This window comes from Tessaracoccus palaemonis, assembly GCF_019316905.1.
Lineage (GTDB): Bacteria > Actinomycetota > Actinomycetes > Propionibacteriales > Propionibacteriaceae > Arachnia > Arachnia palaemonis.
In genome coordinates this window covers 2027614-2045869 of record NZ_CP079216.1, presented here as the reverse complement: position 1 = coordinate 2045869, position 18256 = coordinate 2027614, and the positions used below count along the sequence as shown (strand labels likewise).

14 protein-coding genes are annotated in these 18256 nt (G+C 70.3%); 9 read left to right on the top strand and 5 right to left on the bottom strand.

Features of this window, described 5'->3' with window-relative positions; translation table 11 throughout:
- Positions 1-114 precede the first annotated feature (114 nt).
- The 7 genes from KDB89_RS09295 to KDB89_RS09265 all read left to right on the top strand — a co-directional run bounded on the left by KDB89_RS09295 (position 115) and on the right by KDB89_RS09265 (position 10974).
- Positions 115-831 carry a restriction endonuclease gene (locus tag KDB89_RS09295; protein WP_219080435.1) on the top strand — a complete coding sequence of 239 codons (717 nt, stop codon included), beginning with the start codon at positions 115-117 and terminating at the stop codon, positions 829-831.
- A complete protein-coding gene (locus KDB89_RS09290) occupies positions 786-4859 on the top strand; it encodes a type ISP restriction/modification enzyme (protein WP_219080433.1) in 4074 nt (1357 codons plus the stop codon). Before KDB89_RS09295 ends, KDB89_RS09290 begins: the two co-directional genes overlap by 46 nt.
- Before the next feature lie 86 nt (positions 4860-4945).
- Positions 4946-5581: an ATP-binding cassette domain-containing protein gene (locus KDB89_RS09285; RefSeq protein ID WP_219080431.1), complete on the top strand. Its 636-nt coding sequence runs from the start codon at positions 4946-4948 to the stop codon at positions 5579-5581.
- Positions 5578-6252 carry an ATP-binding cassette domain-containing protein gene (locus tag KDB89_RS09280; RefSeq protein WP_219080429.1) on the top strand — a complete coding sequence of 225 codons (675 nt, stop codon included), beginning with the start codon at positions 5578-5580 and terminating at the stop codon, positions 6250-6252. The genes KDB89_RS09285 and KDB89_RS09280 overlap by 4 nt, the downstream gene beginning before the upstream one ends.
- Positions 6249-7787 carry an ABC transporter substrate-binding protein gene (locus KDB89_RS09275; protein ID WP_255555863.1) on the top strand — a complete coding sequence of 513 codons (1539 nt, stop codon included), beginning with the start codon at positions 6249-6251 and terminating at the stop codon, positions 7785-7787. Before KDB89_RS09280 ends, KDB89_RS09275 begins: the two co-directional genes overlap by 4 nt.
- A complete protein-coding gene (locus KDB89_RS09270) occupies positions 7777-9495 on the top strand; it encodes an ABC transporter permease subunit (RefSeq protein WP_219080427.1) in 1719 nt (572 codons plus the stop codon). Before KDB89_RS09275 ends, KDB89_RS09270 begins: the two co-directional genes overlap by 11 nt.
- Before the next feature lie 42 nt (positions 9496-9537).
- The gene (locus KDB89_RS09265; protein WP_219080425.1) at positions 9538-10974 is read left to right on the top strand and encodes an MDR family MFS transporter; all 1437 of its coding nucleotides are present in this window, start codon (positions 9538-9540) and stop codon (positions 10972-10974) included.
- Positions 10975-10978: 4 nt separating this feature from the next.
- Here KDB89_RS09265 and KDB89_RS09260 read toward each other — a convergent pair whose 3' ends face one another.
- Genes KDB89_RS09260 through KDB89_RS09240 form a run of 5 tightly spaced genes read right to left on the bottom strand, consistent with a single transcriptional unit; the run spans position 10979 to position 15894 of the window.
- Complete coding sequence (locus KDB89_RS09260) at positions 10979-11554, bottom strand: DinB family protein (protein ID WP_219080423.1); 576 nt, start codon at positions 11552-11554, stop codon at positions 10979-10981.
- Between the two features lie 9 nt (positions 11555-11563).
- Positions 11564-13540, bottom strand: a complete 1977-nt coding sequence (locus KDB89_RS09255) for a M3 family metallopeptidase (protein WP_219080422.1) — start codon at positions 13538-13540, stop codon at positions 11564-11566.
- On the bottom strand, positions 13518-14447 hold the full coding sequence (locus KDB89_RS09250; RefSeq protein ID WP_219080419.1) for a COX15/CtaA family protein: 930 nt from the start codon (positions 14445-14447) through the stop codon (positions 13518-13520). Before KDB89_RS09250 ends, KDB89_RS09255 begins: the two co-directional genes overlap by 23 nt.
- Entirely contained in the window at positions 14435-15196 is a 762-nt protein-coding gene (locus tag KDB89_RS09245; protein ID WP_219080417.1) for an ABC transporter permease, read from the bottom strand. Before KDB89_RS09245 ends, KDB89_RS09250 begins: the two co-directional genes overlap by 13 nt.
- Entirely contained in the window at positions 15193-15894 is a 702-nt protein-coding gene (locus KDB89_RS09240) for an ABC transporter ATP-binding protein (protein ID WP_255555862.1), read from the bottom strand. The genes KDB89_RS09245 and KDB89_RS09240 overlap by 4 nt, the downstream gene beginning before the upstream one ends.
- 187 nt (positions 15895-16081) lie before the next feature.
- Here KDB89_RS09240 and KDB89_RS09235 point away from each other — a divergent pair, with 187 nt between their 5' ends.
- Positions 16082-16780, top strand: a complete 699-nt coding sequence (locus tag KDB89_RS09235; RefSeq protein WP_219080415.1) for a helix-turn-helix transcriptional regulator — start codon at positions 16082-16084, stop codon at positions 16778-16780.
- A 6-nt stretch (positions 16781-16786) separates the two neighbouring features.
- On the top strand, positions 16787-18229 hold the full coding sequence (gene sufB, locus KDB89_RS09230; RefSeq protein WP_219080414.1) for a Fe-S cluster assembly protein SufB: 1443 nt from the start codon (positions 16787-16789) through the stop codon (positions 18227-18229).
- Positions 18230-18256: the final 27 nt, after the last annotated feature.

Genomic DNA, 18256 nt, shown 5'->3' with positions numbered 1-18256 from the left:
GCACGGAACGATCCGACTTGGCCGTCTCGTGGAGGCGATCGACCCACTGATCTTCTCAGGCTGCACATCAGAACCCGGCCACGGGCCGGGGCGGATAACGGTATACATTGAAGCGTGCTGACAACCATCGATGACGTGATCGCTTCGCTCGACAAGTTGCCGACGAACTCCGAGAAGGGGACGAAGTTCGAGGAGTTGATGGTCGGCTACTTCGCGCACGACCCGATGCTTTCCTCCCAGTACAAGAACGTGTCGCGGTGGATCGACTGGGCGCATCGCGGCAGTACGGCCGATGTGGGTATCGACCTGGTGGCCCAGGACAGGGCCACCGACGAGTGGACGGCGATCCAGTGCAAGTTCTATGCCCCCACCCAACCCCTGGCCAAGAGCAGCATCGACTCGTTCTTCACCGCATCGGGAAAATCGTGGGATGGGGTCGGGTTCACGAATCGGATCATCATCTCCACCACCGACAAGTGGACATCGCATGCTGAGGATGCGCTGGACGATCAGGCGATTCCGGTCCAGCGCATCGGGCTGCCGGAGATCGCTGCTTCCCCCATCGACTGGGTCGTCGCGAACCCGGCCAGGCCCCTCGACCTGAACTTGGCGAGGGGCACGAGGTTTGCCGCCCGTCCTCACCAGGTTTCTGCGATCGAGAAGATCCTGGAGGGCTTCGCTTCCTCTGACCGGGGTCAGTGGATCTCGGCCTGCGGCACGGGCAAGACATTCACGTCATTGAAGCTCGCCGAGTCGATGGCCAAGGAAGCGGGGGGGGGCTTCGGGTGCTGTTCCTGGCGCCGTCGATCCAGCTCGTTGCACAGACTCTGAGGGAGTGGACCGCACAGGCCACGTTGGATCTGCGGGCCAATGTCGTGTGCTCCGATTCGAAGGCCTCGTGCGCGGCCGAGGACATCAGCCCCCACGACCTGCCGCTGCCGGCCACCACTGACGCCGAGGTACTAACCGGGCGGCTGACCGCAGGCAAGCGACTGGCAGGCCTGAATGTGGTGTTCTCCACCTACCAGTCCCTGGACGTGGTGGCCCGGGCGCAGAAGGCCGGCGCCCCGGACTTCGACCTGATCCTGTGCGACGAGGCGCATCGCACCACGGGTGTGACGCTGTCGGGTGCGGACGAGTCGGCGTTTGTGAAGGTCCACGATTCCACCTACATTCGCGGGGGAAAGCGGCTCTACATGACCGCGACTCCTCGGATGTTCGGCGATGAGGTCGCGAAGAAGGCAGACGAGCATGGCGCGGTGCTCTCGTCGATGGATGACGAGACGGTTTTCGGGCCAGTGTTCCACCGCCTCGGGTTCGGCGAGGCCGTTGAACTGGATCTGCTGACCGACTACAAGGTGTTGGTGCTGGTGGTCTCCGAGGACCAGATGACCGGCCCCGTGCAAGACATGGTCGCCACCAACGAGCTGGAGATCCCACTTGATGACGCGGCGAAAATCCTAGGCTGCTGGAACTCGCTGGCCAAGCGCTCCCATCAGGGCGATCCCAACCCGTCGTTCCCGCCCGGCGCATTGCCGATGCGCCGGGCGGTGGGGTTCCTGGAGAACATCAGGAGCTCCAAGCGCGTGGCAGAGGCATTCGAGACAGTGGTCGAAGCTGCTGGCGGTTTTGATGCCACCGCTCATCTCGCGGTCGAGGCCCACCATGTCGACGGCACCATGAACGCTTTGGAGCGCGGCGAGCAGCTCAAGTGGCTCAAAGCTCCCGTGCCGGCAGGGCAGTGCCGGATCCTGACCAACGCCCGCTGCCTGTCCGAGGGGGTCGACGTGCCAGCGCTGGATGCGGTGATGTTCCTGTCCCCGAGGAACTCTCCCGTCGACGTGGTGCAGTCGGTAGGCCGTGTGATGCGTAAGGCCCCCGGCAAGGAGTACGGCTACATCATCTTGCCGGTGGCGGTCCCCGTCGGCGTCAAGCCCGAGGATGCGCTGAAGGACAATAAGCGGTTCAAGGTCGTCTGGGACGTCCTCAACGCGTTGCGTGCCCACGATGACCGGTTCGAGTCGCTTGTGCAGTCGATCAACCTCAACGGCGGCACTGATCCCTCCGGAAAACTCATCATCGATACGCCCGACACCCCCAATACCGACAGCGGCACCGAGGGCAAGGGCCTTCAGTTGCCGTTGCTGGCGTTGGATGCGTGGCGAGATTCGATCTATGCCCGCATCGTGGCCAAGGTCGGCACCCGCGAATACTGGGACCAATGGGCCGCCGACGTCGCGACGATGTCGGCAGCTCAGATCGCCCGCATCAACCAGATCCTGGCCAGCTCCAGTCGCGAGGTCACTGCCACCTTCGACGCGTTCCTCAGCGGGCTGCGCGCCAACCTGAACGAGCGGGTCACCCGCGATGACGCGATCTCGATGCTGTCGCAGCACCTGATCACCGCACCCGTTTTCGATGCCCTGTTCGGCGGCTCCGGGTTCGCCTCATCCAACCCGGTTTCCATCAGCATGCAGACCATGCTCGACGTCCTTGAGGGCCAGGGACTCGACAGCGAGACCGCCGCACTGGAGCGCTTTTACGACTCCGTGCGGGTGCGTGCCTCCCAGGTCACCGACGCCGCCGGTCGACAGACCGTGATCCACGACCTGTACGAGAAGTTCTTCAAGAACGCCTTCCCGAAGCAGGCCGAGGCCCTCGGCATCGTCTACACCCCCGTGGAGGTGGTCGACTTCATGCTGCGCGCCGCCGACGAACTCAGCCGCCGCCACTTCGGTCAGGGCCTCACGGATGAGGGCGTGACGATCCTCGACCCGTTCACCGGCACCGGCACCTTCATCGTGCGCCTCCTCGAATCGGGCATCATCACCCCTGCCGACCTAGCCCGCAAATACACCTCCGAGTTGCTGTGCAACGAGATCATGCTGCTGGCCTACTACATCGCGGCCGTCAACATCGAAGCCACCTACGAAGCCGTCACCGGCAGCACCGACTACCTGCCGTTCCCGGGCGCGACCCTGACCGACACGTTCCAGATCAGCGAGGAAGGTGACCGCGCCGACACCTCCCTGATCCCCGCAAACAGCGAACGCATCGCGATCCAGCTGGCCACCGACATCACCGTCATCATCGGCAACCCGCCCTACTCGGTGGGGCAGACCAGCGCCAACGACAACAACGCCAACCCCTCCTACCCCACCCTCGACGCCCGGATCCGCGACACCTATGCCGGGCTGTCGACCGCGACGAACAAGAACAGCCTCTACGACTCCTACATCCGCGCGCACCGCTGGGCAACCGACCGCCTCGGGGAACGCGGCATCATGGCCTTCGTTTCCAACGGAGGCTGGCTGGACGGCAACACCGCAGACGGCATGCGCCTGTCGCTCCAGCAGGAGTTCAGCGAGATCTGGGTCTTCAACCTCCGCGGAAACCAGCGCACCGCCGGCGAGCTGTCCCGCAAGGAGGGCGGGAAGATCTTCGGATCCGGTAGCCGGAACACCGTGGCCATCACCCTCGGCGTCAAGACGCCCGGCCACACCGGACCCGCCACCATCCACTACCGCGACATCGGGGATTACCTCGACCGGGACACCAAACTGGGCATCCTCACCAAAGCCACCCTCCGTGACCCCTCCTGGAGCCGGATCCAGCCCAACGCTCACGGCGACTGGCTGAACCTCCGCGACGACACGTTCACCAGTCACACAGCCATCAACGACATCTTCACAATCCATGGACGTGGCGTCGAAACGACCCGTGATGCTTGGTGCTACAACTTCTCCGCAGCCGCGGTCGAAACCAACATGCGTCGCATGATCAACACTTACAACGCCGAAGCGGCCCGACATGTCACCGACGATCGTGATCTGCTCAACGACCCCACCCAGATCAGTTGGTCGCGCGATATCAAGCGCATGGCCATCAAGGGCCTTACCGCCCAGTTCCACAACGACAGCCTGCGTACGTCCATGTACCGCCCCTTCACTCGGCAGGCTGTCTACTTCGACGACGTTATGAACTCCGTTCCGGGGAAGAATCGCAAGTACTTCCCCACCCCCCACACGCCCAACATCGGCTTCCAGGTCATCGAGCCGAACCAGCGGACGCCTTTTTCTGTGCTGGCTTCGGAGCTGCTGCCTGATAGCAAGCTCTACGTCGATGCGGCCCAGTTCTTCCCGCGCTGGACCTACGTGCTCGCGGCGAAACGCGCCGAGCCCTCGGGCATGCTGTTCGATCCGGATCAGGGTGAGGTCGTTGATGGTTACCGGCGGGTCGACAACATCACCGACGAGGCCCTGGTCCAGTACCGCGAGGCGTTCGGTCCTCGGGTCAGCAAGGACGACATCTTCTCCTACGTCTACGGCGTGCTGCATTCATCTGACTACCGGACCCGTTATGCGGCGGATCTGAAGAAGCAGTTGCCGCGGATCCCGCTGGCGGCTTCTGCACCGGACTTCCTGGCGTTCGTGGCTGCAGGCAAGCAACTGCTGGACCTGCACACCGGCTACGAGCAGGTGGCCCCGTACCCGCTGGATGAGATTGTCACCCCGGCGGCGGGTGTGGACGAGTTCGAGCTGTTCTCCGTCACGGACAGGAAGATGCGGTTCGTCTCGAAGGCGGATCGCTCCACGCTGCTCTTCAACCCGCATGTGAGGCTGAGCGGCATCCCGGAGGAAGCCCACGAGTACCAGCTGGGTTCCCGCTCGGCGCTGGAGTGGATCATCGACCGCTACTGGATCAAGACGGACAAAGCCTCCGGGATCGTCAACGACCCCAACGCCTACTCGCGTGAACAGGGCGATCCCCGTTACATCGTGGACCTGGTCAAGAGGGTCGTCACCGTGTCGGTCGAGACGATGAAGATCGTCAACGCACTCCCAGCACTCAGCCTCTGACGCCGCTGCGCTACCTGGGCTGAACACCCAACCGTACGGAACGGTCCGATTTGCGCCACGGGCCGTTATAGAGAATGATTATCACTATGTCTTCCTGTGCCGCGCTGCTGTCCCTCCGGGGCGTCGCCGTCGCGACCCGCGACGGCCGGGAGCTGCTGCGGGTCGACGCCCTCGACCTGGCGGCCGGCGAGCGGGTCGCCGTGACCGGCGCATCGGGCAGCGGCAAGTCGATGCTCCTGCGCGCGCTCGCCGGCCGCGTGCCCGCCGGGCTGACGCTGTCCGGGGAGCGAGCCACGGAGCTGACCCGCATCGGCATCGTCCCGCAGCGCGGTCTCGACGCGCTGCACCCCCTGATCCCGCTGCGCCGCCAGCTGGGGCTCGTCACCCGGGCCGACTGGGCGGAGGTCGGGCGCGTGCTCGACCGCGTGGGGCTCGACGACGACGCGCTGCAGGGACGCCGCCCCGCGGAGATGAGCGGCGGGCAGCGCCAGCGAGCCGCCCTCGCCCTGGCGGTCCTCACCCGGGCCCGCGTGATCCTCGCCGACGAGCCGACCAGCGCCCTCGACCACGACACCCGCGACCAGATCCTCGACCTGCTGACCGCGGTCGTCGAGCCGGAGCAGACGCTGGTCGTCGCCACGCACGACGAGGCCGTCGCCGACGCGCTGGCCACCCGCCGCATCTGCGTCTCCGCCGACCGCCTGGAGAGTTCCGACGCATGACCGCCCTCGAACTGCGCGGCGTGACCGCCGCCTACGGTCGCGGCGCCCGCGCCCGCCATGTCCTCGACCGGGTCGACCTCGGCGTCGAGCCGGGGGAGAGCGTCGCCGTCGTCGGCCGCTCCGGGTCCGGCAAGTCCACCCTGGCAGACGTCGTCCTCGGGCTGAGGCGCCCGACCGGCGGCATCGTGCACGTCGACGGGCGGCCGTGGATCTCGGCCTCGGCCGCCGCGCGGCGCGCCGACCGGCACCTGGTCCAGGGCATCCCGCAGGACCCGGCCGCCGCGTTCGTGCCCGGCTGGACGCTGCGCCGGTCGATCGGGCTGGCCGCCGCCCGGCTCCTGGGGGACCACGACGCCACCGAGCGCATCGAGCGCGCGGCTCGCCTCGCCCGGCTGGACGCCGCGCTTCTCGACCGCACCCCCCGGGAGGTGTCCGGAGGCCAGGCGCAGCGCGCGGCCATCGCCCGGGCGGTCGCCATGGGTCCCGCCGTCCTGGTGGCCGACGAGCCCACCAGCGCCCTCGACGGCCCGACCGCCGCGGCGGTCGCCGACGCGCTGTTCCAGGTGGCCGAGGTCACCGGCACCGCGCTGCTGCTCGTCACCCATGACCCTGCGCTCGCAGCCCGCTGCGCGCACACCGTGACCATCACCGCCCCGGAAGGACGACGATGACCCGAACCCCTCGCCCCGCCCGACTGAAGCTGCTCGCGGCCGGTTCCCTGGCCGCCACGCTGCTGGCCACCGGCTGCTTCGCCGAATCGCCCGAGGCCGCGACCGGAGCGGGCTCCGCCGGCGACGACCGCATCGCGCTCGCCATGCTGCAGCCCCCGCGCTCCGGGCTGAGCCCGCTCAGCGACGACGCGTTCAAGCTGTCGCGCTGGTCTACGGCGGAGACGCTCGTCACGCTCGGCGACGACGACTCCGTGCAGCCCGCGCTCGCCACCTCCTGGGAGCGCGTCGGCGACGACACGCTGCGCCTCACCATCCGCGACGGCGTGACCTTCCACAATGGCGAGTCCCTGACACCGGAGGCCGTCGCCAACTCCCTGCAGCAGGCGATCGACGCCTCCCCGACGCCGCGCATCCTCGACGGCATCGACATGTCCGTCACTCTCGACGGCGACACCGTCGTCGTCAGCACCGCGGACCCCGACCCGCTGCTCGCCAACCGGCTCTCCAGCCCCCAGCTCGTCATCCTCGCCCCCGCCGCGTACACCGACTCGGGCGTCAGCCCGCTCGGCACCGGCACCGGCGCGTTCGAGCTCACCACGATCGACGGCGTCACCGGCGCCACGCTCGAACGCTACGACGACTACTGGGGCGAGAAGGCCAAGGCGTCCGGCATCGACGCGACCTATGTCCCGTCCGGCACCGCCCGCGCCGCCGCGCTCCGCACCGGCACCGCCGACATCGTCGAGGCCGTCCCCGCGGGCCAGGCCGCCAGCATCGACGAGGACCTCCTCACGGAGGTGCCGATGCCGCGCACCAATACCCTGTACCTGAACACCGAGTCCGGCCCCTTCGCCGACCCGGCCGTCCGCGCCGCCGCCCGCGAGGCGATCGAACGCGCCTCCATCATCGCGAGCGTGTACGAGGGCCGCGCCGACGAGGCCGCCGGCCTGCTCGGCCCCGCGCTGGCCTGGGCCGCCGACCACCGCGACGACGCCGACTACCGCGAGATCCTGGCCGGCCGGGCCGAGGCCGCCACCGTCGACGGGGTCGAGATCACGCTCGGCACCTTCACCGACCGCGCCGAGCTGCCCGAGGTCGCCGTCCTGATCGAGCAGCAGCTCGAGGCCGCGGGCTTCGTCGTCACGCAGGACGTCCGCGAGTACCAGTTCATCGAGGCCGACGCGCTCGACGGCGCCTTCGACGCCTTCATCCTGTCCCGCGCCACCGTCCTCGACTCCGGCGACCCCGTCGCCTACCTCGCCTCGGACTTCTCCTGCGACGGCGGCTTCTCCATCGCCCAGCTGTGCGACGAGACCGTCGACGAGCTGATCGCCCGGGCCTCGGCCACCGAGGCCGGCGACGACCGCCACCACGCCACCATGCTCGCCGAGGCCTCCATCCTGGCCGCCGACGCCGCCATCCCGCTGCTGCACGAGCGCGTCATCCAGGGCGAGGCCGCCGGCGTCACCGGCGCCGAGCGCGACCCGCGCGAGCGCATGCTCATCACGCCCGGGACGAGCGTGCATGCGTCATAGCAGGGCGCTGGGCGTCGCCTCCCGCATCGGGTCCGTCGTCGTCCTGCTGCTCCTGGCCGGGGCCCTGCCCTGGCTGTCGCGCCGGGACCCCGCGGCCTCCGTGCTGCGGGCCCGGTACGCGGACCTCGAGGCCACCCCGGAGGCCCTCGCGCAGGTCCGCGCCGAGCTCGGGCTCGACGACGGCCCCGTGGCCATCAGCCTGCGCTGGTGGGCCGGGGTGCTGCGGGGCGACCTCGGCACCTCCTGGGTCAGCGGCGGCTCCGTGGGGCCGTCCGCGGTCCGCGCCTTCGGCGTCTCGCTGACGCTGGCCGGGTTCGCTCTGCTGGTGGCCGTCGTGATCGCCGCGCTGCTGGTGCTGCCCGCCTGTCGACGCGTCCTCCGCGACCGCCCGCAGCGCGGCTCCGGCCCCGTAGGCGTCGCGCTCACCGCCCTCCCGGAGTTCCTGCTCGGCAGCGCACTGCTGATCGTCGTCGCCGTCCAGCTGCAGTGGATGCCGCCCTACGGCTGGACCGGCCTCGACACGGCCGTCCTCCCGGCCCTGTCGCTCGGCATCCCCGCGGGCGGACTGCTGGGGCGCCTCCTCAGCGACGCCGTCGCCGGCGTGTCCGAGGAAAGCTGGGTCGACGTGTGGCGGCTGGCCGACGCGCCCCGCACCGTGATCCTCGGCGGGGTCCTGCGCCGCGCCGGGGCCGCCGTCGTCGACCAGTTCGGCCTCGCGCTGATCGGCCTGCTCGGCGGCGCGGTCGCCGTCGAACAGATCTTCGCCATCCCCGGCATCGGCCGCTACCTGCTCGGCGCGGCCAAGTCCCAGGACCTGCCCGCGCTGCAGGCGGGCATCCTGCTGATGGCCGCCGCCGCGGTGGCCGTCGGGGTCCTCACGGGCGTCGCCCGGTGGGCGCTGCGCGGCGGCCGGCTAGAGCCGGGCAGCCTCCCGGCGCCGCCGGAGCACCGCGGCGACGGCGTGGGAGCGCGCTGGGCCGCCGGGATCTCGCTGGGCGCCATGGCCCTGATCCTCGCCGTCGGCCTGCCCCGCGACCCGTACTCCATCGCCTACGAGCGTCTCGCCGCGCCCAGCCTCCAGCTGCCCTTCGGCGCCGACGCCAGCGGCCGCGACCTCATCGCCCGCGTGGCGCACGGCACGCTCAGCACGCTGGCGCCCGCCCTGCTCATCGTCGCCGCCGCGGTCCTGGTCGGCCTGGTGCTCGCCGTCGCGGGCGAGGCGGCCCGCGGCCCGGCCGAGATCGCCAACGCGACCCCCACCATCCTGGCCGGCGTCATCATCGCCGCCCTCACCGGCCCGTCCGTGGCCGGGGCCGCCGTCGCCGTGCTGTGGGTGACGTGGCCGCCGCTCACCACGCACGCGGCGGCGCTGATCGACGAGGCGCTGGCGCAGCCCCACGTGCGCTGGTTGCCGCTCTCGGGCGTCTCCCGCCTCGAGATCTGGGTACGCCACGTACTGCCCGCGACCCTGTGGCCGCTGATCCGGCACGCGCTGCTCAGGCTGCCCGGCGTCGCCCTGGCGCTCGCCTCCCTCGGCTTCCTCGGGCTCGGCGCCCAGCCCCCGACGCCCGACTGGGGCCTCCTGCTCAGCGAGGGCCTCGACTACGTCGAGCGCGCACCCTGGACCTCGCTGGCGCCCACCGCCGCCATCGTGCTGACCTCCGTGCTCGCCGTCGCGCTGGCCGGATTGCGGCGCAGCGGTCGCTGAGCCCCGCCGGGGTTAGTGTGTCCCCCGACCGAGGGGGGAGACATGTCCGCTGCAGCGCCCGGACCCGACGCTCCCAGGGGAGTCATCGGGGTCCTGATCGTCGCCGCCTTCATCGTCATCCTCAACGAGACGACGATGAACGTGGCGCTGAGCAGCATCATGGCCTCGCTCGGCGTCACCGAGCGCACCGCGCAGTGGCTGACCACCGCGTTCCTGCTGACGATGGCCGTCGTGATCCCCGTCACCGGGTGGCTGCTCGACAGGCTCACGACCCGCCAGGTGTTCACGATCGCCATGACCACCTTCACGATCGGCACGGCCGTGTGCGCGCTCGCGCCCGGCTTCCCCGTGCTGCTGCTCGGGCGCATCGTGCAGGCCTCCGGCACCGCCGTCATGATGCCCCTGCTGATGACCACCGTGATGAGGCTCGTGCCGGCCGACAACCGCGGCGCCATGATGGGCAACATCTCCATGGTGATCGCGGTCGCCCCCGCCATCGGGCCGACGCTGTCCGGGGTGCTGCTGCAGCTGGGCAGCTGGCGCTACGTGTTCTGCCTCGTCGCTCCCGTCGCCGCGGTGATGCTGCTGCTCGGGCGCCGGCGGCTCGTCAACGTCGGCCGCCCCGTCGACACCCCGCTCGACCTGGTCTCGGTGCCGCTGACCATCCTGGCGTTCGGGCCGCTGGTCTACGGGCTCAGCCTGATCGGCGCCAAGCACGTCGCGTGGTGGCAGCCCTGGCTGTCCATCGGCATCGGGGTCGGGGCGCTGGTCGCCTTCGTCGCCCGCCAGCTCGTGCTGCAGGGCCGCGACGCCGCCTTCCTCGATCTGCGAACCTTCACCGTCTCCTCGTTCACGGTGTCGGTGGTGATGATGGCCGTGGCGATGATGGCGCTGTTCGGGACCATCATCATGCTCCCGCTGCTGCTCCAGCGCGCCTTCGGGCTGGCCCCGCTGCAGGTCGGGCTGATGCTGCTGCCCGGCGGCATCGCGATGGGCCTGCTGTCGCCGGTGGTCGGCCGGCTCTACGACCGGCTCGGGCCGCGCGTGCTGGTGGTGCCGGCCAGCCTCGCGGTGCTGGCCGTGTTCGCCTTCCTCAGCACCATCTCGCTCGCCACGCCCTGGTGGGCCGTGATGGCCTCGCACATCGTGCTGAGCCTCGGCTTCGCCTGCCTCTTCACACCCCTGTTCACCGTCGGCCTCGGGTCGCTGCCCGAGAGCCTCTACGCGCACGGGTCCGCGGTGATGGGAGCCACGCAGCAGGTCGCGGGCGCGGCGGGCACCGCGGTGTTCGTCACGATCTTCGCGACGCAGAGCGCCGCGGCGTCTGCCACCGCCCCGAGCGAGGCCGCCGCGATGCTGGTCGGCGCGCACTGGGCCTTCCTCGGCGCCGGCGCCATCTGGACCGCGGGCGTCGTGTGCTCCTTCTTCGTCCGCCGGCCCGCGGAGGAGCGCGCACCCGCGGAGGGCGCCCACACCTGACGGCTCAGGCCCGCCCGGCCTGCTCCGCCAGCGTGGTGAGCCGCGCGACGTGGGCCTCCCAGCCGTCGGCGGGCTCGCCGATGTTGTCGCCGGGGGAGCGCAGGCCGACGGTGCCGTCGGCCTGCTCGCGGAGGATGTCGGCCTGCCCGGCGTGCTGGGCCAGGTCGCCGAGCGTGTGCACCAGGAGGTGTCCCAGCGTCGTCTCGCCGCGGTCGCCCCACCACGGCACGCGGCCTGGCGCGTCCAGCGGCAGCGCCTCCACCGAGGCACGCACGGCCTCGCCGACGCGGGCGTACAGCTCCAGCACCCCGGCGACCGACTCGCCGGCGGCCAGGTACAGGTCCGCGTTCGGGTCGGCGTCGAAGTCCGGCTCTGCGACGCCCGGCACCGCGTCGCGCCCGACGCAGGCGACCAGGTAGCCGTGCTCGATGAAGCAGCAGTGCTTGACGAGCCCCGCCAGGTTGGTGCCCGTGGGCGTTCGGGGGAGCCGCGCGGCGCGCTCATCGAGGCCGGAGAGATTGCCGATCAGGTTGCCGCGGACGGTCTCCAGTTCCCGCAGCAGCGACTCCCCGACGCCCATGGTCAGTCCTCAGCCGAGGGTCAGGCCGAGGCGGTCGAGGAGGGCCTGCAGCTGCGGGTCGCGGCCGCGGAACCGGCGGTAGGTCTCCATCGGGTCGACGGAGCCACCGGGCTGCAGCAGGGTGCGGCGGAAGTGCTCGCCGGCCTCGCGGACGCTGCCGGTCTGCTCCTCGAACCACGCAACGGCGTCGGCGTCCATGACCTTGGCCCAGGCGTAGCCGTAGTAGCTGGCCGCGTAGCCGCCGCCCCAGATGTGCGCGAAGTACGAGGTGCGGTAGCGCGGCGGGACCAGCGGGTCGGCCAGGCCGAGCTTCTCCAGCGCGGCGGACTCGAAGGCCTCCACCTCGTCGGCCGACGTCGGCAGCTCGTCGAGCGGGGTCGTGTGCCACACCATGTCCAGCAGGGCCGCGATCTCGGTCTCGGCGGTCGCGTAGCCCTGGCCGAACCTGTCGGCCTCCGTGAGCCGCGCCACCCACTCGGCGGGCAGCACGCGGCCGGGCGTCCAGGCCCAGTGCTCGTTGACCTGGCTCGGGAACTCGACGAAGTCCCGCGGGGTGTTCGTCCCGGACCGCGACGCGTAGCGCGAGTGCGCCAGCAGGCCGTGCAGCGCGTGGCCGAACTCGTGGAACATCGTGATGACGCCGTCCCACGTGATCGTGGTGGTGCCGGGCGTGTAGTTGCAGTTGTTGGTGACCACCGGCAGCGTCTGGTCGCGCAGCGACTGGTCGACGATGTTGCTCATCCACGCCCCGCCGTTCTTGGTGGGGCGGGCCCAGAAGTCCATCACGAAGGCGCCGATGACGCCCTGCTCGTCGTGCACCTCGTAGACCTGGGAGCCGGGGGCGTGCCCGACGAGGTCCTCGCGGGGCACGAACGTCAGCCCGTACAGCTCCTCGGCCGCGGCGTAGACGGCGGCCAGCACCTTGTCGACCTGCAGGTACTCGCCGAGCTCCGACTCGTCGAACGCGTAGCGCTCCTTCCGGACGATCGCCTCGACGAAGGTCCAGTCGGCGGCGGTGAACTCGGCGCCGGGGTTGAGCTCGGCGTAGCGCGCGGCCAGTACCTTCGCCTCCTCGCGGGCCTTCGCCAGGGCGGCGCGGGCCAGCGGCACCTCCATGTCGAAGATCGCGTCGGTGGTCTTGGCGCAGCCGGCGTCGGCGATCAGCGCGGCGTGGTTCGCGTAGCCCAGCAGCGCGGCGCGCTCGGCCCGCGCCCGCGCGGTGGCGACGACGACCCCGCGGGTGTCGAACTCGCCGCCCAGCGCCCTGCCGGTCGAGGCGGCCAGCAGCCGGGCGCGCACGCCGGCGTCGGTGAGCTTCGCGGCCAGGAACTGCTGCGTGGTGTTGACCAGCTCGATGCGGTAGCCGCCGTCCTCGGTGCGCAGCGCCTCGCGCTCGGCGTCGCCGAGCCCGGCCAGCTCCGCCTCGGTGACGGCGAAGCCGCCCGCGTTGCGGGCGCCGCGGTTGAGGACCTCGAAGCGCGTCGAGAGGTTCGCCAGCTCCTTGTTCAGCTCGCGGAGGCGGTCCTGCTGCGCGTCGTCGAGCGTGACGCCCGCGCGGCGGAAGGAGCGCAGCGTCTCGTCGAGCGCGTAGCGGTCCTCCTCGTCGGCCTCCACTTCGCCCGCGTCGATGCGGGCCTGCAGCGCCTCGAGGCGCGCGTAGAGGCCGCGGTCGAGGAAGATCGCGTCGTTGTGCTCGGCCAGCAGCGGGGAGAACTCCTCGTCGATGGCGTCGAGTTCGTCGGTCGCGTTGGACGAGCGGACGGCCCAGAACGCGCTGAGCGCCCGGCGGAGCACGGCCTCGGCGTCGTCCCAGGCGCCGAGCACGTTGGCGACGGTGGGCGGCTCGGGGTTGTCGCGCAGCGACACGAGCCCGGTCAGGTGCGAGTCCATGCCCGCCTCGATGGCGGCGCGGTAGTCGGCCGCGGTGGCCGCCGCGAAGTCGGGCAGCAGGAAGTCAAGCTCTTCAGTCAGTACCGGATTCGGCATGGACACTCCTCGAGGGATCGGTGGTGGTGGGCGCGGCCGGCGAGCCGGCCGTGGAGAACAGGAGCCAGGCGGAGGCCGCGGCCACGAGCGTCATCCCCACCATATGCAGGGCGACGATCCAGGCCGGCACGCCCAGGAAGTACTGCGTGTAGCCGATCACGCCCTGCAGCAGGACGGTGCCGAGCAGCAGCCGCGTGGCGTGCGCGGGGCGGCCGGTGCCGCGGAGCAGCCACAGCGACGCGACGGTGCACGCGACGACCAGCCAGGCCGACAGGCCGTGCAGCCGGGAGACGACCTCGATGTCGAACCCGGTCCGGACGGCGTCGAGGTCGCCCGCGTGCGGGCCGGAGCCTGTGACGACCGTGCCGACCCAGATCGACAGCATCGTCGCGGCGAAGGTCGCGAGGACGACGAGGCGCGCCGCCCGGCCGACCGGGGTGGGGACGACACGGTAGCCGATCCGCAGGGCGAGCACGCACAGCACGATGAGGACGACGGACAGCAGCAGGTGCAGCGCGACCACGAACGGGTTGAGCCCCGACCACACGGTGAAGCCGCCGATGACGCCCTGGAACGGGATGCCGATCCCGATGCCCAGCGTCAGGCGCCACAGCGTCGAGCGGCGGCCGCGGTTCACCCAGGCGGCGAAGAACGCGCCGAGCGCGACGGCGATCAGCACGAACGTCAGCGTCCGGTTGCCGAACTCGATCAGCCCGTGGATGCCGGACTCGGGGTGGGGCACGTAGCTCTCGTCGGTGCACTTCGGCCAGGTGGGGCAGCCGAGGCCCGAGCTGGTGAGCCGGACGATCGCGCCCGTGACGACGATCGCCATGTTGCCCACCAGCGACGCCCAGAGCCAGCGCCGCAGCGCCTTCTCCCCGGCGACGAGCTTCTTCATGAGGTCCATCGGAACACCTTCCAGGCGAGGGCCAGGGTTGCGGCGCACCACAGCGCCGCGACGAGGATCGGCCAGCCGGGGACCGGCCCGACGGCGGCGGCCCGCAGCGTCTCGCCGAGCGCCCCGGTAGGCAGGCACGAGATGACGGTCCCGGCCCAGCCGGGGAAGCGATCGAGCGGGATGAGGATGCCGAGCGGCATGCCGACCAGGTACAGCAGGTTCGCGACGCCGAGCGTCGCCTCGGGCCGCAGCGAGCCGGCGATCGCCAGGCCCAGGCCCGCGAAGGCGCCCATCGACAGCACGGAGACGAGCACCGCCACGACGAGGCCGCCCAGCGTCGGCGTGGGCCGCCAGCCGAGCGCGAGCGCGGCCAGCGCGAGGACGACCACCTGGCCCAGCGTGATCAGGGCGATCGCGAGTCCCTTCCCGGCCAGGATGCCTGGGCGGCCGAGGGGAGTGGCGGCCATCCGCTCCAGCACGTTGTAGCGGCGCTCGAAGCCCGTCGAGATCGCGAGCGTCGTCAGGCAGGAGCTCCACATCACCAGGCCGAGGATCGACGGCGCGGACGTGGTCAGGCCGAGCCCGAGGGTGTCGCCGAACAGCGCCGCGCCGACGAGCACGCCGAGCGGGATCACGATCGCGAGCAGAATCTGCTCGCCGTTGCGCAGGATCAGCCCGGCCTCAGTGCGGGCGTGCGCGAGAACGCGTCGGGTCACGGGGGCGGCCCCGGGACGGGGCGTGAGGTCGAGCGTGGTCACCTGGCGGCTCCCGTCGTGTGCCGCAGGTAGGCCGTCTCGAGGCTGTCGTCGACCGCGAGCTCGGCGACGGTGCCGCTGGCGGTGACGCGGCCGCCGTCGATGATGTGCACGTGGTCGGCCAGCTGTGCCGCCTCCACCATGTCGTGCGTCGTCAGCAGCACGGCGACGCCGGCGTCGCGGGCCGCCGTCACCAGATCCCAGGTCAGGCGGCGGGCGCGCGGGTCGAGGCCCGCGGTGGGCTCGTCGAGGAAGACGAGCTCCGGGCGCCCGATCAGCGCGCCGGCCAGGTTGACGGCCTGCTGCTGCCCGCCGGAGAGCCGCCGGTACGGCGTGGATACGAAGGGCGCGATGCCGAGCAGGTCGATCAGGTCGTCGACGGGCTGCGGGTTCGCGTACAGCGAAGCCAGGTAGCGCAGCAGCTCCCCTGCCCGAATTCCCGACCAGGCGCCGGTCGACTGGGGCATCAGGCCGATCCGGGGGAGCACACCCGGGGATCCGGCCGGCATTCCGAGGACCCGTAGGGTTCCCGAATTCGGCTCTGCCAGGCCGGTGCAGCAGCGGATGAAGGTGGTCTTCCCGGCCCCGTTCGGACCCAGCAGGGCAGTGATCCGGCCGTCTGCGGCGCTCAGGGTCAGGCCGTCGAGCGCCGTGGTTTGCCCGAACGTCACCGTCAGGTCATGGGCTTCGAGGGCAGTCACGGCCTCAGCCTAGTCGAGGCGGCGCCGGAAGTGCGCCCACGAGGCGGGTACCGTGTTGCGTAAATGCGGCCTACCGGCCCCTGAGGTAAGGGAACCCTCACTTGAACGCGGCGAACGAATTGGCAACACTGGCATGTGGTAATTGGGTTGACCACGACCCGGACATGCGCGGCTGGAGGTGACCGACATGACTACAGAGCTCCACGCTCCGAACCCGACCCAGGCTGAAGCCGACGTGCCTACGCGTCAGCGCGTCGTGCAACTGATCCTGAACGACGGTCCGCAGACCGCCAAACAGCTCGCCGACAAGCTCGAGCTGACCCCTGCGGCGATCCGCCGTCACCTCGCTGCGCTCCTCGACGAGGGGACCCTCGCCTCGCGGGCCGAGCGCGTCTACGGCTCCCGCGGCCGGGGACGCCCGTCGAAGGTGTTCGTGCTGACCGACGAGGGTCGCGCCGAGTTCCGCCAGGCCTACGACGACCTGGCGATCGCCGCGCTGCGTCGCCTCGTCGCCGCCACCGGGCCCACCGCGATCCGCGAGCTGGCCAAGGACCGGCTCGACGAGGTCGAGGCGAGGTTCCGGCAGAACCGCGCCGACCATCCCGACGCCCCGCCGATCGATGCGCTGGTAGAGGCGCTCGCCGTCGACGGGTACGCCCCGTCGGTCAGGCCGGTGGCCTCGGGAGACCAGCTCCTGCAGCACCACTGCCCGGTGGCCCACGTGGCTGCCGAGTTCCCGGTGTTCTGCGAGGTCGAGACCCTGCTCTTCTCGCGGCTGCTGGACTCCCACGTCCAGCGGCTCGCGACCATCGCCCACGGCGACGGGGTGTGCACCACGCACGTCCCCCGCCCCCTTCCGACTCCCCGCATCCCCAAGAGAAAGTAGACGCAGATGACTCAGACAGCTCCCCAGGCGCCCGGGCTGGGCGCCACCCAGGACGAGCACATCGAGGCCCTCTCCAACTACCAGTGGGGATGGCACGACAAGGACGTGGCCGGCTCGTCGGCCAAGCGCGGCCTCAACGAGGACGTCGTCAACAACATCTCGCACATGAAGGACGAGCCGGAGTGGATGCGTGAGCTCCGACTCAAGGCCCTGCGCCTGTTCGACAAGAAGCCCATGCCGAAGTGGGGCGCCGACCTGACGGACATCGACTTCGACAACATCAAGTACTTCGTGCGGTCCACCGAGAAGCAGGCCCAGACCTGGGAGGACCTGCCCGAGGACATCAAGAACACCTACGACCGGCTCGGCATCCCGGAGGCCGAGAAGGCCCGCCTCGTCGCGGGTGTCGCGGCCCAGTACGAGTCCGAGGTGGTCTACCACAAGATCAACGAGGAGCTCGAGCGTCAGGGCGTCATCTTCCTCGACACCGACACCGCGCTCAAGGAGCACCCGGAGATCTTCCAGGAGTACTTCGGCACCGTCATCCCCGTCGGAGACAACAAGTTCGCGTCGCTGAACACGGCCGTCTGGTCGGGCGGCTCCTTCATCTACGTGCCCAAGGGCGTGCAGGTGTCCATCCCGCTGCAGGCCTACTTCCGCATCAACACGGAGAACATGGGCCAGTTCGAGCGGACGCTGATCATCGTCGACGAGGGCGCGTACGTGCACTACGTCGAGGGCTGCACCGCCCCGATCTACAAGTCGGACTCGCTGCACTCCGCCGTCGTCGAGATCATCGTGAAGAAGGGCGCCCGCTGCCGCTACACGACGATCCAGAACTGGTCGAACAACGTGTACAACCTGGTCACCAAGCGCGCCACCTGCGAGGAGGGCGCGACCATGGAGTGGATTGACGGCAACATCGGTTCCAAGGTCACCATGAAGTACCCCGCCGTCTACCTGATGGGCGAGAACGCGCGCGGCGAGACCCTGTCGATCGCGTTCGCGGGCGAGGGCCAGCACCAGGACACCGGCTCCAAGATGGTGCACTGCGCCCCGCACACCTCCAGCTCGATCATCAGCAAGTCCGTCGCACGCGCCGGCGGCCGCGCGTCCTACCGCGGCCTCGTGCAGGTCGACCCCGGCGCGAGCTTCTCGTCGTCGTCGGTCAAGTGCGACGCCCTGCTGGTGGACAACGTGTCGCGCTCCGACACCTACCCCTACGTCGACGTGCGCGAGGACGACGTGTCCATGGCGCACGAGGCCACCGTGTCCAAGGTCTCCGACGACCAGCTGTTCTACCTGATGAGCCGCGGCATGGAGGAGGACGAGGCGATGGCGATGATCGTGCGCGGCTTCATCGAGCCCATCGCGCGCGAGCTCCCGATGGAGTACGCCCTGGAGCTGAACCGGCTCATCGAGCTCCAGATGGAAGGCGCGGTCGGCTGACGCCGCCGGCACGACAACGAGATAAGG

Coding starts and splice junctions, on each gene's coding strand:
- KDB89_RS09285 (WP_219080431.1), top strand. CDS start 4,946: ATGTCTTCCTGTGCCGCGCTGCTGTCCCTCCGGGGCGTCGCCGTCGCG.
- KDB89_RS09280 (WP_219080429.1), top strand. CDS start 5,578: ATGACCGCCCTCGAACTGCGCGGCGTGACCGCCGCCTACGGTCGCGGC.
- KDB89_RS09275 (WP_255555863.1), top strand. CDS start 6,249: ATGACCCGAACCCCTCGCCCCGCCCGACTGAAGCTGCTCGCGGCCGGT.
- KDB89_RS09270 (WP_219080427.1), top strand. CDS start 7,777: ATGCGTCATAGCAGGGCGCTGGGCGTCGCCTCCCGCATCGGGTCCGTC.
- KDB89_RS09265 (WP_219080425.1), top strand. CDS start 9,538: ATGTCCGCTGCAGCGCCCGGACCCGACGCTCCCAGGGGAGTCATCGGG.
- KDB89_RS09260 (WP_219080423.1), bottom strand. CDS start 11,554: ATGGGCGTCGGGGAGTCGCTGCTGCGGGAACTGGAGACCGTCCGCGGC.
- KDB89_RS09255 (WP_219080422.1), bottom strand. CDS start 13,540: ATGCCGAATCCGGTACTGACTGAAGAGCTTGACTTCCTGCTGCCCGAC.
- KDB89_RS09250 (WP_219080419.1), bottom strand. CDS start 14,447: ATGGACCTCATGAAGAAGCTCGTCGCCGGGGAGAAGGCGCTGCGGCGC.
- KDB89_RS09235 (WP_219080415.1), top strand. CDS start 16,082: ATGACTACAGAGCTCCACGCTCCGAACCCGACCCAGGCTGAAGCCGAC.
- sufB (WP_219080414.1), top strand. CDS start 16,787: ATGACTCAGACAGCTCCCCAGGCGCCCGGGCTGGGCGCCACCCAGGAC.